14 protein-coding genes and 1 tRNA gene are annotated in these 14,550 nt (G+C 74.9%); 10 read left to right on the plus strand and 5 right to left on the minus strand.

Annotation, left to right across the window (positions count from 1 at the left end; all coding sequences use genetic code 11):
* The first annotated feature begins 46 nt into the window (after positions 1-46).
* The 8 genes from FB380_RS11340 to FB380_RS11375 all read left to right on the plus strand — a co-directional run bounded on the left by FB380_RS11340 (position 47) and on the right by FB380_RS11375 (position 7,589).
* Positions 47-2,212, plus strand: a complete 2,166-nt coding sequence (locus tag FB380_RS11340; protein WP_166755130.1) for a DEAD/DEAH box helicase — start codon at positions 47-49, stop codon at positions 2,210-2,212.
* A 48-nt stretch (positions 2,213-2,260) separates the two neighbouring features.
* A tRNA-Met gene (locus FB380_RS11345) sits at positions 2,261-2,337 on the plus strand.
* A 122-nt stretch (positions 2,338-2,459) separates the two neighbouring features.
* A complete protein-coding gene (gene galT / locus FB380_RS11350) occupies positions 2,460-3,605 on the plus strand; it encodes a galactose-1-phosphate uridylyltransferase (protein ID WP_166755131.1) in 1,146 nt (381 codons plus the stop codon).
* Positions 3,602-4,765 (plus strand): galactokinase, encoded by a 1,164-nt coding sequence (gene galK / locus FB380_RS11355; RefSeq protein WP_208382820.1) that lies wholly within the window; start codon positions 3,602-3,604, stop codon positions 4,763-4,765. Before galT ends, galK begins: the two co-directional genes overlap by 4 nt.
* 73 nt (positions 4,766-4,838) lie before the next feature.
* The gene (locus FB380_RS11360; protein WP_166755132.1) at positions 4,839-5,126 is read left to right on the plus strand and encodes a GNAT family N-acetyltransferase; all 288 of its coding nucleotides are present in this window, start codon (positions 4,839-4,841) and stop codon (positions 5,124-5,126) included.
* Positions 5,127-5,185: 59 nt separating this feature from the next.
* The gene (locus FB380_RS11365) at positions 5,186-6,058 is read left to right on the plus strand and encodes a polysaccharide pyruvyl transferase family protein (protein ID WP_166755133.1); all 873 of its coding nucleotides are present in this window, start codon (positions 5,186-5,188) and stop codon (positions 6,056-6,058) included.
* A gap of 77 nt (positions 6,059-6,135) precedes the next feature.
* On the plus strand, positions 6,136-7,410 hold the full coding sequence (locus FB380_RS11370) for a cytochrome P450 (protein ID WP_166755134.1): 1,275 nt from the start codon (positions 6,136-6,138) through the stop codon (positions 7,408-7,410).
* Entirely contained in the window at positions 7,407-7,589 is a 183-nt protein-coding gene (locus FB380_RS11375) for a ferredoxin (RefSeq protein WP_166755135.1), read from the plus strand. Before FB380_RS11370 ends, FB380_RS11375 begins: the two co-directional genes overlap by 4 nt.
* On the opposite strand, the gene FB380_RS11380 is transcribed toward FB380_RS11375, so the two are convergent.
* Together FB380_RS11380 and FB380_RS11385 are read right to left on the minus strand one after the other, a co-directional pair.
* Positions 7,574-8,443: a glycosyltransferase family 2 protein gene (locus FB380_RS11380; RefSeq protein ID WP_229682106.1), complete on the minus strand. Its 870-nt coding sequence runs from the start codon at positions 8,441-8,443 to the stop codon at positions 7,574-7,576. The genes FB380_RS11375 and FB380_RS11380 overlap by 16 nt on opposite strands.
* A 184-nt stretch (positions 8,444-8,627) precedes the next feature.
* Entirely contained in the window at positions 8,628-8,891 is a 264-nt protein-coding gene (locus tag FB380_RS11385; protein ID WP_166755136.1) for a helix-turn-helix domain-containing protein, read from the minus strand.
* 45 nt (positions 8,892-8,936) lie between these two features.
* Between FB380_RS11385 and map the strand changes: the two genes are divergently transcribed.
* Complete coding sequence (gene map / locus FB380_RS11390; protein WP_166755137.1) at positions 8,937-9,707, plus strand: type I methionyl aminopeptidase; 771 nt, start codon at positions 8,937-8,939, stop codon at positions 9,705-9,707.
* A gap of 67 nt (positions 9,708-9,774) precedes the next feature.
* Here the strand turns inward: map and FB380_RS11395 are convergent, their stop codons facing one another.
* The 3 genes from FB380_RS11395 to FB380_RS11405 all read right to left on the minus strand — a co-directional run bounded on the left by FB380_RS11395 (position 9,775) and on the right by FB380_RS11405 (position 13,554).
* Entirely contained in the window at positions 9,775-10,914 is a 1,140-nt protein-coding gene (locus FB380_RS11395) for a cystathionine gamma-synthase (protein ID WP_166755138.1), read from the minus strand.
* Positions 10,911-12,317, minus strand: a complete 1,407-nt coding sequence (locus tag FB380_RS11400; RefSeq protein WP_166755139.1) for a cystathionine beta-synthase — start codon at positions 12,315-12,317, stop codon at positions 10,911-10,913. Before FB380_RS11400 ends, FB380_RS11395 begins: the two co-directional genes overlap by 4 nt.
* A 103-nt stretch (positions 12,318-12,420) precedes the next feature.
* Positions 12,421-13,554, minus strand: coding sequence for a GNAT family N-acetyltransferase (locus tag FB380_RS11405; protein ID WP_208382821.1), 1,134 nt, complete (start codon positions 13,552-13,554; stop codon positions 12,421-12,423).
* A gap of 275 nt (positions 13,555-13,829) precedes the next feature.
* Between FB380_RS11405 and FB380_RS11410 the strand changes: the two genes are divergently transcribed.
* Positions 13,830-14,531: a GAF and ANTAR domain-containing protein gene (locus FB380_RS11410; protein ID WP_166755141.1), complete on the plus strand. Its 702-nt coding sequence runs from the start codon at positions 13,830-13,832 to the stop codon at positions 14,529-14,531.
* Positions 14,532-14,550: the final 19 nt, after the last annotated feature.

A 14,550-nucleotide genomic window follows, 5' to 3' on the forward strand; every position in this document is an offset into this window, starting at 1 on the left:
TGCGGCACCCGCCGCGGCACCGTGCCGGGCGTTCAGAGGAGGATCCTTGGCTCGACGAGGCCAGGCCCAGGCGGGCACCCGCCGGGGCGCCCCGCGCACCCAGCGACGCGCGCGCAACCGCGACGACGGCGACCTGATCGCCGTGCTCGCCCGCACCGTCCGTGAGGTCGAGGCGGCCGCCCAGCGCGGCCGCGTGACGCCGTCCGTGCGCGCGAAGTTCCAGGTCGTGGCCCTGCTGGTGCGCGAGGAGCACGCCCGGGTCCGGGCGGAGCAGACCGGCAGCGACAGCCGCCGGGCCGAGCAGCTCAAGCGGCTGGACGGGATCGGGACGATCCTGGCCAAGACCGCCGTGCGGGACCCGGGCCTGCTCGCGCTCCTGGCCGAGGACGCGGTGGTGTCCGAGGCGGCCCGGTCGCTGAAGCGTGAGGTGCTGGAGTCCGTCGGGGTCGAGCCGCCCGCCGAGGAGGCCGCGCCGCGGGAGGCCACGGCCGCGCCCGTCGCCCCCGAACGGCAGGTGGTCCCGCAGTCGGTCGTCTCGCGGCAGCTGGCCAACCCGTTCCTGGCCCCCGACTTCTCGGCCGTGCGGCCGGCTGCGCCCCGCCCGCGCCGCCTGGCCGGGTGGGAGCTGCTCGGCCCGCTGCTGAACTCCTTCGAGCGCGCGTCCGGGGGCGCCCCGGCGTGCCTGGACCTGCCGTTCCCGACCAGCCGGTTCACCCCGGCCGGGCTGGACCTGATGCCCCACCAGGGGCAGCTGGTCGCCGCGGCCGCCGCCGGCCACCGGACGTTCCTGCTGGCCGACGAGCCGGGCCTGGGCAAGACGGCGCAGGCACTGCTCGCCGCCGAGGCGGCGGACGCCTACCCGCTGCTCGTCGTCGTCCCGAACGTGGTGAAGACCAACTGGGCGCGCGAGGCCGGGCTCTGGGTGCCGCACCGCTCGGCCACCGTGATCCACGGCAACGGCGACACGATCGACGGCTTCGCCGACATCGTCGTCGTCAACTACGAGGTGCTGGACCGCCACGTGGGCTGGCTCGGCGACTTCGGCTTCGGCGGCATGGTCGTCGACGAGGCGCACTTCATCAAGAACAAGACCTCCCAGCGCTCCCAGCACGTGCTGGAGGTCTCCCAGCGGATCCGCTCCCGCAACCCGCGCCCGCTGCTGATGGCCCTCACCGGCACACCGCTGATCAACGACATCGAGGACTTCCGGGCCATCTGGCAGTTCCTCGGCTGGATCGACGACTCCAAGCCGCTCGCCGAGCTGATGGACGCGCTGGAGGAGACCGGGCTGACGCCCGCCGACCCCGGTTTCTACGGCGCCGCCCGCCGGTGCGTCATCGACCTGGGCATCGTCCGGCGCCGCAAGGTCGACGTGGCGGCCGACATCCCCGCGCGCCGGATCGCCGACCTGCCGGTCGAGCTGGACGGACCGGCCGGGCGGTCCATCCGGGCCGCCGAGCGCGACCTCTCCCGCCGGCTGGTGAAGCGGTACGAGTCGGCGATCGCGGCCCGGGAGTCCGCCACCGTCGTCGAGGGCATCGACGCCGGCCTGGTGCGCCAGGTGGCCCGCTGGGAGCTGAAGGACGCCACCACGGCCAAGGCCGGGGAGAACGTGTTCAGCATGATGCGGCGGATCGGTGAGGCGAAGGCGGGCCTCGCCGCCGACTACGCGGCCCAGCTCGCGCGCAGCGCCGGCAAGGTCGTCTTCTTCGCCAAGCACATCGACGTCATGGACACCGCCGAGGAGGTCTTCACCAAGCAGGGCGTCCGGTACTCCTCGATCCGCGGCGACCAGACGCCGGGGGCGCGGCAGCGGAACATCGACGCGTTCGTCAACGACCCGGACGTCGCCGTCGCGGTCTGCTCGCTGACCTCCGCCGGCGTCGGGCTGAACCTGCAGGTCGCCTCCAACCTGGTGCTCGCCGAGCTGTCCTGGACCGACGCCGAGCAGACCCAGGCCATCGACCGGGCGCACCGGATCGGCCAGACCGAGCCGGTCACCGCCTGGCGGATCATCGCCGCGCAGACCATCGACGCCCGGATCGCCGAGCTGATCGACAGCAAGGCCGGTCTCGCGGCCCGCGCGCTGGACGGGTCCGACGAGGAGGTCGGGTCCTCGACCGACGTCCAGCTCGAGGCGCTCGTCGCCCTGCTGACCGAGGCGCTGGAGGCGGCAGCCGGGCCGGTGCCCGCGGCCGAGATCGCGCTCTGACCCCCCGCTGCAGGGGCCCCGAGGCGTGGGGTAGTGTTCTCCCTGCGACGCGGGGTGGAGCAGCTCGGTAGCTCGCTGGGCTCATAACCCAGAGGTCACAGGTTCAAATCCTGTCCCCGCTACCAACCGGAGGGCCCGGTCACCGTCATGGTGACCGGGCCCTCCGTCTGTGTGCGGCCGGCCGGTTGGGCAGACTCTGGCTGCCACGGCCGGACACGGCAGCGCCGTACGACAGGAGGACCTCCAGATGGACGCGGGACCGATGGCCGACGGGGCACAGCGATGGCCGGGGCAGGTCACCGAGCGCACCCTGGCCGACGGGCGGCCGATCCTCTACTTCGACGACGAGGCGACCGCCGGTCCGGTGCACGAGACGGCCGATGACCGTCCGCTGCTCGAGGCGCCGCGGGCCGGGGAGGTGCGCTACGACGTCCTCACCGGCGAGTGGGTGACGATCGCCGGGCACCGGATGAACCGCACCTTCCTGCCCAGCGCGGCCGACTGCCCGCTGGACCCGACCGTCGACCCGGCCCGCCCGACCGAGGTGCCCGACAGCGGGTACGACGTCGCGGTGTTCGCCAACCGGTTCCCGAGCTTCGCGCCGCTGACCGCCGGCCCGGTCGAGGGGGCACCCGCCGTCCCGTTCGGCCCGCCCGACGCCCCGGCGTACGGCCACTGCGACGTGGTGGTCTTCTCCAGCGACCACGACGCCGCCGTGGTGGACCTGCCCGCGGCCCGGATGCGGACGATCGTGGAGGCGTGGGCGCAGCGGACGGCGGCCCACTCGGCCGACCCCGGCGTGGCCGAGGTCTTCGTGTTCGAGAACAGCGGCCAGGAGATCGGGGTGACGCTGACCCACCCGCACGGGCAGGTCTACGCCTACCCCGTCGTCGCGCCGCGCACCGGCCAGCTGCTCGAGCAGGCCCGCCGGCACCGGGAGGCGACCGGGGGCAACCTGCTGGCCGACGTGCTCGCCGCCGAGCAGGCCGAGGGCACCCGGGTCGTGCTGGCCGGCGAGCACTTCACCGCCTACGTGCCGCGGGCCGCCCGCTGGCCGGTGGAGGTGCACCTCGCGCCGCACCGCGACGTCCCCGACCTGGCCGCGCTGGACGACGCCGAGCGCGCCGAGCTCGCGGAGGTCTACCAGGAGCTGCTGCGCCGGGTGAACCGCTTCCACCCGGGTGTGGACCAGGTGCCCTACATCTCCGGCTGGCACCAGGCGCCGACCGGTGCCGAGCGCGACCTGGGCCGGCTGCACCTGCAGCTGTTCTCGCTGCTCCGGGCGCCCGGGAAGCTGAAGTACCTGGCCGGCTCGGAGTCCGGCATGGGCGCCTGGATCAACGACACCACGCCGGAGCGGATCGCCGAGCGGTTGCGCGAGGTGGCCTCGTGAGCGGCGCGCGGTCGCAGGCCGACCTCGCGGTGGCCGAACTGCGGGCCACCTGGGGGAGCGGGCCGGACGGCGTCTGGACCGCGCCCGGCCGGGTCAACCTGATCGGCGAGCACGTCGACTACAGCGGCGGCCGCTGCCTGCCCTTCGCGCTGACCCGGGTGACGGCGGCCGCCGTGCGCCGGCGGGACGACGACCGGGTGCGGATCAGCAGCACCGACCCGGACGCCGAGCCGTTCGAGGGGACGCTGGCCGCCCTGGGCCCCGGCGCGGTGTCCGGCTGGGCCGCCTACGCCGCCGGGACCCTGTGGTCGCTGCAGCAGGCCGGCGTCGAGGTGCCCGGCCTGGACCTGGCGGTCAGCAGCGACGTCCCGCTGGGCGCCGGGCTGTCCAGCTCGGCCTCGCTGGAGGCGGCGGTGGCGCTGTCGGCGGCCGAGCTGGCCGGCCGGAGCGACGACGAGCAGCTGCGGCACCTGCTGATCCAGGCCGCGATCCGGGCGGAGAACGAGGTCGTGGGGGCCGGCACCGGCGGGATGGACCAGACGGTCGCCCTGCTGGCCGAGGAGGGCTCGGCCCTGCTCATCCACACCCGGGACTCCCGCACCGAGCCGGTGCAGCTGGGGCTGGCCGAGGCCGGTCTGGAGCTGATGGTCATCGACACCCGGGTCACCCACACGCTGGCCGACGGCCAGTACGCGCAGCGGCGCGCCGACTGCGACGAGGCGGCCCGGCAGCTCGGCCTGGAGTGGCTCAGCGACGCCACGCCGGCCGACGTCGAGCGGCTCACCGACCCACGGCTGCAGGCGCGCACCCGGCACGTGGTCACCGAGAACCAGCGGGTCGACGCGGTCGTCGAGCTGGTCCGGGCCGGGCGGGTGGCCGAGATCGGGCCGCTGCTCGACGGCTCGCACACCTCGCTGCGCGACGACTACGAGGTGTCGGCCGTGGAGCTCGACGTCGTCGTGGCGGCGGCCCGGGCGGCGGGCGCCCTCGGTGCCCGGATGGTCGGCGGCGGCTTCGGCGGCTCGGCGATCGCGCTGATCCGGTCCGCGGACGCCCCGGCGGTCGAGGAGGCGGTCGTGGCCGCCTGCCGCGAGCGGGAGCTGACCCTGCCCCGCGTCCTCACGGTCACCTCCGGCCCGGCGGCCCGCCGGCTGTCCTGAGGGAGGGCCCCGTGCTCCCGCACGGGGCCCTCCCCGGGGAACACCGCGGCCGTGGCGGGGGTTCGGGTGGGGCATGGAGCCGACCGTCAGCAACTCGCCCGAGGACAGCCGCTACGAGATCCGGGACGGCGACCGCCTGCTCGGCGTCGCCGCCTACCAGCGCCGCGGTGACCAGGTGGTGTTCACCCACACCGAGGTCGAGAGCGACGCGGGGCACTCCGGCCTGGGCAGCACCCTGGTGCGCGCCGCACTGGACGACGTGCGCAGCCAGGGCGGCACCGTCGTCCCGATGTGCTCGTTCGTGCGGGGCTGGATCGAGCGGCACCCCGAGTACCGGGACCTGGTCGCCGCCGAAGCCTGAGGCGGCATGGCCGCCGAGGCCGCTGCGGGCGCCGGGACGGCGCCTGGGAAGCTGAGGCCATGCGTGTCCTGGTCACCGGTTGGTTCAGCTTCGACGAGGTGATCGCCACCATCGGTGACGAGCTGGGCGCCGACGCGGTGGTCGGCTGGCTCACCGAGGAGGGCATCGACCACGACGTCGCCTGGGCGCCCTACCTCCAGCGGGGCGCCTCCTGGCGCGACCTCGACCCGGCCGACTACACCCACCTGGTCTTCGTCAGCGGTCCGCTGTCGGACACCCCGCTGCTGCGGGAGCTGACCGAGGCGTTCGCCGCGGCCCAGCGGTGGGCGGTGAACGTCTCGGTGGTCTCCGACGCCGGGCGCGCGCTGTTCGACCGGGTCTGGGAGCGGGACGCCCCCGGCATCGCGCGGCCGGACCTGGCCATCGGCACCACCACCCCCGACGTCCCGGTCGTCGCCGTCGCCTTCGCCCCGCCGCAGGAGGAGTACGGCGACCGCAGCCGGGCCGCCCAGGTGCGGGCGGCGATCGAGAGCTGGCTGGGTGCCCGGGCCATCCCGTGGTTCGAGCTGACCATGGACCTGTACGAGAAGCCGCACGAGCGCTTCCCGCTGCAGGTCGAGGCGCTGGTCCGCCGGGCGGACGTGGTGGTCAGCATGCGGCTGCACGCGCTGGTCCTCGGCCTGGCGCACGACGTCCCGGTGATCGCCTGCGACGCGATCGTCGGTGGGGCCAAGGTGAGCGCCCAGGCCGCGGCGCTGGGCTGGCCGGTGGTGCTGCCCGCGGAGCAGGTCGACGCGAAGGCCCTCGACGCGGCGCTGGAGCACGCGCTGTCGGGCACGCTGACCGAGGAGCTGGCCGAGGCCCGGCGGCGGGGCGCGGCCGGCAACGCGGCGGCGCGCGAGTGGTTCGTCCGGGAGCTCGCCGGCGGGTGACGCGGGGTCTGTGACCCTGGTCACGGCTGGGCTAGCGTCGGGGCGCTGCGTCCCGTCGCCCGCCCTGGAGGCCGACCGTGAGCTCACCGACGCCGGACCTGGACACCGTCGACCTGTCCGACCGGACGTTCTGGGGCGCGCCGCCGGAGCAGCGGCACGCGGTGTACGACCAGTTGCGCCGCGAGCGTCCGTTCGCGTTCTTCGCCGAGCCGGTGATCCCCTACATCGAGCCCGGCCCCGGCTACCACGCGGTGACCCGGTACGCCGACGTCGAGGCGATCAGCTGCCGGCCGGCGCTGTTCTCCTCCGGCTCCGGCGCGGTGTCCATCGCCGACATGCCCCCGGACCTCAACGAGTTCTACGGCTCGCTGATCAGCATGGACGACCCCCGGCACGGCAAGATCCGCCGCATCGTGGCCAAGGCGTTCACGCCCCGCGTGCTGGAGGACCTGGTGGGCAACGTGCAGGCGGTGGCCGACGACGTGGTCGCCCGCGCCCGGCGCACCGCCGAGGACGGCGACGGCACCATCGACGTGGTCGCCGACCTGGCCGCACCCATCCCGCTGCGGGTCATCTGCGACATGATGGGCATCCCGGACGACGACCGGGCGATGGTGCTGCAGCAGTCGAACGTCATCCTCTCCGGCGGCGACCCCGAGCTCGTGCAGAGCGAGGAGCAGATGGTCACCGCGTTCCTGAAGGCGGGGGAGGAGCTGGCCGGCCTGATGGCCCGGCTGGCCGCCGAGCGGCACGCGCACCCGGCCGACGACCTGACCACCGCGCTGGTCAGCACCGAGGTCGACGGCGAGCGGCTGACCCGCCAGGAGATCGCCTCGTTCTTCATCCTGCTGCTGGTCGCCGGCAACGAGACGACCCGCAACGCGATCTCCCAGGGGGTGCTCGCCCTGTCCGAGCACCCGGCCGAGCGGGACCGGTGGGCCGCCGACCCCGGCCTCACCCGCACCGCGGTGGAGGAGGTCGTGCGCTGGACCAGCCCGATCACCTGGATGCGGCGGACGGCGACCCAGGACGTCGAGCTGTCCGGGCAGTCCTTCCCGGCCGGGTCGAAGTTCCTGCTGTTCTACGGGGCCGCCAACCGCGACCCCGCCGTCTTCCCCGACCCGCACCGGTTCGACCTGGCCCGCGACCCGAACCCGCACGTCGGGTTCGGCTCCCGCGGTCCGCACTTCTGCCTGGGCGCGCACCTGGCCCGGCGGGAGATCGGCGTGGCGTTCCGGGCCTTCGCCGACCAGCTGCCCGACCTCGAGGTGGTCGGGCCGCCGGCCCGGCTGGAGTCCTCCTTCGTCAACGGCCTCAAGCGGCTGCCGGCGCGGCTGACGAGGTGTCGATGACCCGGGTGGTGGTGGACCGGGAGGTCTGCATGAGCGCGGGGGTGTGCGAGATGGAGGCGCCGGAGGTGTTCCGGCTCGACGCCGACGGCGTGCTCCAGGTCGGCGAGCCGACCGACCTGACGGCCGTGGAGACCGCGGTGCGCGCCTGCCCGACCGGGGCACTTCAGCTGGTCGACTGACCCAGCGGTCGCAGCGCGGTGGCGAAGCGCCGCTCCACCTCGGCGGGCACCGGACGACGCCGGCGCAGCGCGGCCGGGAGCCGGCGGAGCACCCCGGCCAGGGCGGTGCGGGCCGCGGGGTCCCGTCCGGCGCGGGCCGCCAGCCGGCCGGTCGCGGCCAGCGCGACGGGCAGCGGGCGGCGCAGCCAGTCGACGAGGACGTCGTTGCGGGTCTGCAGCGCCCACCGGGCCGGGCTCGGCCGCTCGGGGCCGGCGGGGGCGTGCCAGGCGACGACGTCCTCGGCGAACACCAGCTGCCAGCCGGCGGCGGCCAGGTCGAGGGCGAGCAGGTGCTCCTCGCCGCCGAAGAAGAGGAACGGGGAGAAGCCCCCGACGGCCAGGAAGGCGTCCCGGCGGACGACGGCGGCGAACGCCGGGAAGCTCAGCACGTCCGGGCCGGCGGCGGAGCGGCCGAGGACCTCGGCGCGGTGCTTGCGGGTGACGGCGTCCTCGCTGCCGTCCCCGGCCAGCCGCACCCGGCCGACGACCACGGCCAGTTGCGGATGGGCGTCGAGCAGGTCGGCGGCCGCCTCGAGCGCACCGGGCTCCCACCAGGAGTCGTCGTCGGCGAAGGCCACGAGGTCGGTGGCGGCCCGCTGGACGCCGTGGTTGCGGGCGACCGCACCGGCGTTGGCGTCCAGCTCGACGACGTCGACCCGCGGGTGGGCGGCGCGGACGGCGTCCGCGGTGCCGTCGGTCGAGGCGTTGTCGACCACGATGACCGGTGGGCCGTCGGCGGAGTCGAGCCGGGCCAGCGAGTGCAGCAGGGACTCCCGCCGGTCCATGGTCGCGAGGACGACGCTGATGCGGGGCACCGCTGTTGTCTACCGGGCGTCCCGGACGCCGGCCCCGGCAGGTGGGCGGCTGCGGGCCACGGTGCGGGCATGGTGCTCGAGCACGCCCTGCTGACCGCCCGGGCCGGGAACAGGCGGCCTTCGCCGAGGCCCGGGGCGTCATCGCGGCAGCGACGGGCGCCCGGTCCCTGACCGTCCGACCGGGTCAGGCGGAGAGGGCGGCGCCGGTGTCGTCCAGCGTGTCGGCGAGCTGGTCCAGCGGGAGCCCCACGGCGCGGGCGAGGGCGGCGACGGTGAAGAACGCCGGGGTGGGCACCCGGCCGGACTCGATCTTGCGCAACGCCTCCAGGCTCACCCCGGAGGCGGCGGCGACCTCGGCCGGGGTCCGTGGCCCCCGGGCGGCGCGCAGCAGCGCGCCCAGCCGGCGACCGCGGTCGCGCTCCTCGGGGCTCAGCGGCGGGCGGACCATGGCCGTGATAGTAATACCGGGATATCAATCCCGGAAGGACTCCAGATGATCGAACTGCGTACACCCGGGGAGATCGACGCCCTGCGCGCCGCCGGCGCGGTGGTCGCCGACATGCACGCCGCGGTGCACGCTCTGGCCGCGCCCGGCGTCCGGCTGACCGAGCTGGACGCCGTCGCCCGGCAGGTCCTCGCCGACGCCGGGGCGACCTCCCCGTTCCTGGGCTACGCGCCGCTGCACAGCACGCCGCCGTTCCCCGGCGTGCTCTGCCTGTCGGTCAACGACGTCGCGCTGCACGGCATCCCGACGTCCCAGGAGCTCGAGGACGGCGACCTGCTCAGCGTCGACGCCGGCGCCACCCTCGACGGCTGGGTGGGCGACGCGGCCCGCACCTACCCGATCGGCGCGCCCCGCCCGGAGGACATCCAGCTGGTGGAGACCACCGAGCGGGCGCTGGCCGCCGGGATCGCCGCGGCGGTGGTCGGCAACAAGATCGGCGACATCTCGGCCGCCATCGGTGCCGTCGGCCGGGCCGGGGGCTGCGGCATCAACACCGACCAGGGCGGGCACGGAGTGGGCCGGTCCATGCACGAGGCGCCGTCCGTGCCCAACGAGGGCCGGGCCGGGCGTGGGCTGACGATGCGCGCGGGCCTGGTGATCGCGATCGAGCCGTGGTTCCTCGCCGGTGGCAGCGACGACTACCGGGTCGACGCCGACGGCTGGACCCTGCGCAGCGCCGACGGCAGCCGCGCCGCCCACGTCGAGCACACCGTCGCCGTCACCGCCGACGGCCCGAGGATCCTCACCGCCCCTCGGTAGCGGCGCGCCGTTGGTCACCCAGTGCACCGTCCCGGACCGGGAGGCAGCACTGGGTGACCAACGGCGATCAGGCCAGGGCCTGGTCCAGGTCCGCGAGCAGGTCGTCGACGTCCTCGATGCCGACGGACAGGCGGACCAGGTCGGCCGGCACCTCCAGCGGGGAGCCGGCGGCGCTGGCGTGGGTCATCCGGTGCGGGTGCTCGATCAGCGACTCCACCCCGCCCAGCGACTCGGCCAGGGTGAACAGCTGCGCGCGCTCGCACACCCGCAGCGCCGCCTCCTCGCCCGCCTTCAGCCGGAAGGAGACCATCCCGCCGAAGCCGGACATCTGCTTGGCGGCGATCTCGTGGTTGCGGTGCTGCGGCAGCCCCGGGTACAGCACGGCGCCGACCGCGGGGTGCTCCAGCAGCCACTCGGCGATCCGGCCGGCGTTGGCGCTGTGCCGGTCCATCCGGACGCCGAGGGTCTTCAGGCTGCGCAGCACCAGCCACGCGTCGAACGGGCCGTTGACCGCGCCGGCGGCGTTCTGCAGGTACGCCAGCCGCTCGCCCAGCTCGGCGTCGGAGACCACGAGCGCACCGCCGACGACGTCGGAGTGCCCGCCCAGGTACTTCGTCGTCGAGTGGACGACGACGTCGGCGCCCAGCGTGAGCGGCTGCTGCAGGTAGGGGCTGGCGAAGGTGTTGTCGACGACCAGCAGCGTGCCCGCGGCGTGCGCGATCTCGGCGAGCACCGCGATGTCGGCGACGTTGAGCAGCGGGTTGCTGGGCGTCTCGCACCACAGCACCCGGGTGGTCTCCGGCGCGACGGCCTCGCGGACGGCGTCCAGGTCGTTCAGGTCGACGGGGACGTACCCGACGCCCCACGGCTCCTGCACCTTGGAGATGAGCCGGTACGTGCCGCCGTAGGCGTCCCCGCCCAGCACGATCCGGTCGCCGGGCCGGCAGACGGTGCGCAGCAGGACGTCCTCGGCGGCCAGGCCCGAGGCGAACGTCATCGCCCGGGTGCCCAGCTCCAGCGAGGCGAGCGCCGTCTGCAGCGTGTCCCGGGTGGGGTTGGCGCTGCGGCTGTACTCGTAGCCGCCGCGCAGCCCGCCGACGCCGTCCTGCTTGAAGGTGGTCGTCAGGTGCAGCGGCGGGATGACCGCGCCGGTGGCGGGGTCGGGTTCCTGCCCGGCGTGGATGGCGCGCGTGTTGAAGCCGCTCATGACGCGACCGTAGGGGTCAGGCCGACCAGGTGGCCGAGCACGTCCTGCCGGGTGACGACGCCGGCCGGCTTGCCGTCCACGTGCACCAGCAGTGCGTCGGCGTCGCCGAGCGCGCCGACCGCGGCCGAGACCGGCTCGCCGGAGCCGATGATCGGCAGCGGGGCGGACATGTGCCGCTCGACCGGGTCGGCCAGCGTGGCCCGGCCGGTGAACAGCGCGTCCAGCAGCGTCTTCTCCGCGACCGAGCCGACCACCTCACCGGCGGTCACCGGCGGCTCGGCCTTGACCACCGGGAGCTGACTCACGCCGTACTCGCGGAGGATGTCGATCGCATCGCGCACCGTCTCGTTCGGGTGCGTGTGCACCAGCTGAGGCATCCCCGCCGCCCCCGCGCCGGACTTCGCGTCCAGCAGCTCGCCGACGGTCTCGCCGCCGCCGGCGTCCAGGAAGCCGTAGTCGGCCATCCACTCGTCGTTGAAGATCTTGTTCAGGTAGCCGCGGCCGCCGTCGGGCAGCAGCACCACCAGGACGTCGTCCTTGGTCAGCCGCTCGGCCACCCGCAGCGCGGCGACGACGGCCATCCCGCAGGAGCCGCCGACCAGCAGCCCCTCCTCGCGGGCCAGCCGCCGGGTCATCGCGAAGGAGTCGCCGTCGGAGACCGCGACGATCTCGTCGGCGATCGACTTGTCGTAGGCCTCGGGCCAGAAGTCCTCGCCGACGCCCTCCACGAGGTACGGCCGGCCGGTGCCCCCGGAGTAGACCGAGCCCTCCGGGTCCGCGCCGATGACCTGCACCCGCCCGTCGCTGGCCTCCTTGAGGTAGCGGCCGACGCCGGAGATGGTGCCGCCGGTGCCCGCGCCGGTGACGAAGTGGGTGATCCGCCCGTCGGTCTGGGCCCAGATCTCCGGCCCGGTGGTCTCGTAGTGCGAGCGCGGGTTGGCCGGGTTGGCGTACTGGTCGGCCTTCCAGCCACCCGGGGTCTCCCGGGCCAGCCGGTCGGAGACCGAGTAGTAGGAGCGCGGGTCGGCCGGGTCGACGGCGGTGGGGCAGACGTGCACCTCGGCGCCGTAGGCCTTGAGCACGTTGATCTTCTCACTCCCCACCTTGTCCGGGCACACGAAGATGCACTTGTAGCCGCGCGTCTGGGCGACCAGGGCCAGGCCGATCCCGGTGTTGCCGCTGGTCGGCTCGATGATCGTGCCGCCCGGCTTCAGCGCGCCGGACGCCTCGGCGGCCTCGATCATCCGCACCGCGATGCGGTCCTTCACCGAGCCGCCGGGGTTGACGTACTCGACCTTGGCCAGCACCAGCGGCGCGTCCGGGCCGAGGTGGGCGGTCACGGAGTTCAACCGGACCAGCGGGGTGTCGCCGATGAGCTCGACGACGGACTCGGCGTACTGCACGGGGTCTCCTGCTCTGCGGGTGGGCCGGCGGCGGATCGCGCGCACCGGCGTACCCGACCATCCCACCAGACGACCGGGTGCGCCTCGGCACGGCAGGCGGACCTCAGTACGGCAGGTAGTACGTGAGCAGGTCCGCGCGCAGCGGCGGGAAGAGCTGCTCGTAGAGGTCGGCGTCCCGGCCCGGGTACACGTCCGGCCGTGTCCGGGACAGCCCGTGCATGCCGTGCGGGCCGAACAGCAGCGCACCCAGTTGGTCCGGGGCGACCCCGGCACCGCGGGCCGTGCCCGGGGCCTGCAGCCGCCCGCCGGCGACCACCGCGCCCAGTCCGTCGTCGGTCACCGGCAGCCGCCAGCTGGCCCGGTAGGTGGAGACCACGACGTCGATGCCGCCCCGGTCGATGCCGGCGGCGGTGAACCGCCGGCTGAGCACCGGGCGCAGCGCCGCCAGCAGGGCGCCGGGGTCGGGCACCCGCACGTAGTACTGCTCCGCCAGGTCGCTGCCGGCCCCCAGCCGCCCGGCCCAGGTCCGGCCGGGGAGGCTGCCCGGGCGGTCGGTGACCCGGATCAGCCGCCCCGCCGCCAGTGCGGCCACACCGGCCAGCAGCCGGCCGGCCGCGGCGTCGTCCACCGCGGCGGGCTCGGCGAGCAGCACGTCGTCGTCCGGCTCGGGGACGCGGGCGGAGGCGACGACCGCGCCGTCCCGCTCCAGCACCCAGGTGGTGCTGGCCTCGTGCGCCAGCAGCCAGCGCAGCCGGGCGGCCGGGTGCGGCATCGCGACGTCCGCGCCGGCCTGGGCGGCCTCCTGCAACCGGGCCAGCGCCGGCAGGTCCGCAGGCGTGGCCGGCCGGAGCCCGGGGACGGGGGCCGGGGCGCCGGCCAGCGGGCGGGCCGGGGGGACGTCGATCGCGTACTCGTAGCCGAAGAGCCGGTAGAAGTACGGGATCCCGATCATCACCTGCACCAGGTCGCCCCGGGCCGCCGAGCGCTCGTGCGCCCAGCCCATCAGCGCGCGCACCAGCCCACGCCCCTCGTACGCCCGGTCGGTGGCGACCAGCTCGACCTGGCCCGCGGGCAGGACGACGTCCTCCAGCCGCACGGACTCGGCCAGCAGGGTGGCGGTGGAGACCACCCGGTCGCCGTCCAGGACCACCGCGGTGGCCTCCCAGCCGGTGTCCGGGTCCTCGACGACCAGTCGCTGGTCGAGTGCGTCGGCGGGCTCGCCACGTTCGATCAGCAACGCCCCCACCTGGTCGAGGTCGCCGGGGCGGCAGGCCCGCAACACGAGTCCGCCGGGGAGGCGCCGAGCCGCTGCCGCCGTGCTGGTCACCCCTGGACCCTGGCGCGGGTGCCCCGGGCCGGGCAACCGAGTTCGGGTCGCGGCTCCGCCGCCCGGGACTGCGACCTGTCGCTTTACGGCGTATACGCTCGCCTCCGCCGGGCACGCCACCCCCGGCGCAGGCGGACGTCGAACCAACGGCCCACCCGCCGCTCTGGAGAGGGACCCCCGAGACGATGACCGAGAGCCTTGGCGCACTGCACCAGGAGCTGGCCGGCGTCGTCCTCGTGGGGCGGGAGCTGCCCGAGGTGTTGACCGAGATCGTCCAGATCTCCCGCCGTGCGATCCCCGGTGCGGAGGCCACCTCGATCACGCTCATCCGTGACGACCGGGCCCTCACCGCTGCGTACGACGGACAGATCGCCATGGACGCCGATGAACTGCAGTACGAACGCGGGTACGGCCCGTGCCTGGACGCGGGACGGTCCGGTGCGGTCTTCCTGGTGGAGGACATGCGGCGCGACGACCGCTGGCCCGACTACGCGCGGCAGGTCGCCGAGCTGGGTGTCCGCAGTTCGATGTCCATCCCGTTGCCCTTCCAGGGCGCGAACATCGGCGCGCTGAACAACTACGCCCGGACGCCCGGGGCGTTCGGTGACGCCGACGTGGCCATCGGCGAGGAGGTCGCCGCCTTCGTGGCGATCGCCGTCGGCAACGCCGAGGCCGCGGCCCGGGCGACGAACGACGTGGCCAACATGCGCCAGGCGATGGCCTCCCGTGCGGTGATCGAGCAGGCCAAGGGCATCCTGATGGAGCGCTACAAGGTCACGCCGGAGCAGGCGTTCACGCTGCTCACCCACGCCTCCCAGCGCACCAACGTCAAGCTCCGCGACATCGCCGAGGAGCTCACCGCCACCGGGCTGCTCCGCGGCAGCTGACGGCGGCTGGCGGACCGCG

This window comes from Modestobacter marinus (assembly GCF_011758655.1).
In the GTDB taxonomy this organism is placed as follows: domain Bacteria; phylum Actinomycetota; class Actinomycetes; order Mycobacteriales; family Geodermatophilaceae; genus Modestobacter; species Modestobacter marinus.

Excerpts from the sequence above, each read along its gene's own strand:
- galT (WP_166755131.1), top strand. The coding sequence starts at position 2,460 with ATGGACGCGGGACCGATGGCCGACGGGGCACAGCGATGGCCGGGGCAG.
- FB380_RS11360 (WP_166755132.1), top strand. The coding sequence starts at position 4,839 with ATGGAGCCGACCGTCAGCAACTCGCCCGAGGACAGCCGCTACGAGATC.
- FB380_RS11365 (WP_166755133.1), top strand. The coding sequence starts at position 5,186 with ATGCGTGTCCTGGTCACCGGTTGGTTCAGCTTCGACGAGGTGATCGCC.
- FB380_RS11375 (WP_166755135.1), top strand. The coding sequence starts at position 7,407 with ATGACCCGGGTGGTGGTGGACCGGGAGGTCTGCATGAGCGCGGGGGTG.
- FB380_RS11385 (WP_166755136.1), bottom strand. The coding sequence starts at position 8,891 with ATGGTCCGCCCGCCGCTGAGCCCCGAGGAGCGCGACCGCGGTCGCCGG.
- map (WP_166755137.1), top strand. The coding sequence starts at position 8,937 with ATGATCGAACTGCGTACACCCGGGGAGATCGACGCCCTGCGCGCCGCC.
- FB380_RS11395 (WP_166755138.1), bottom strand. The coding sequence starts at position 10,914 with ATGAGCGGCTTCAACACGCGCGCCATCCACGCCGGGCAGGAACCCGAC.
- FB380_RS11410 (WP_166755141.1), top strand. The coding sequence starts at position 13,830 with ATGACCGAGAGCCTTGGCGCACTGCACCAGGAGCTGGCCGGCGTCGTC.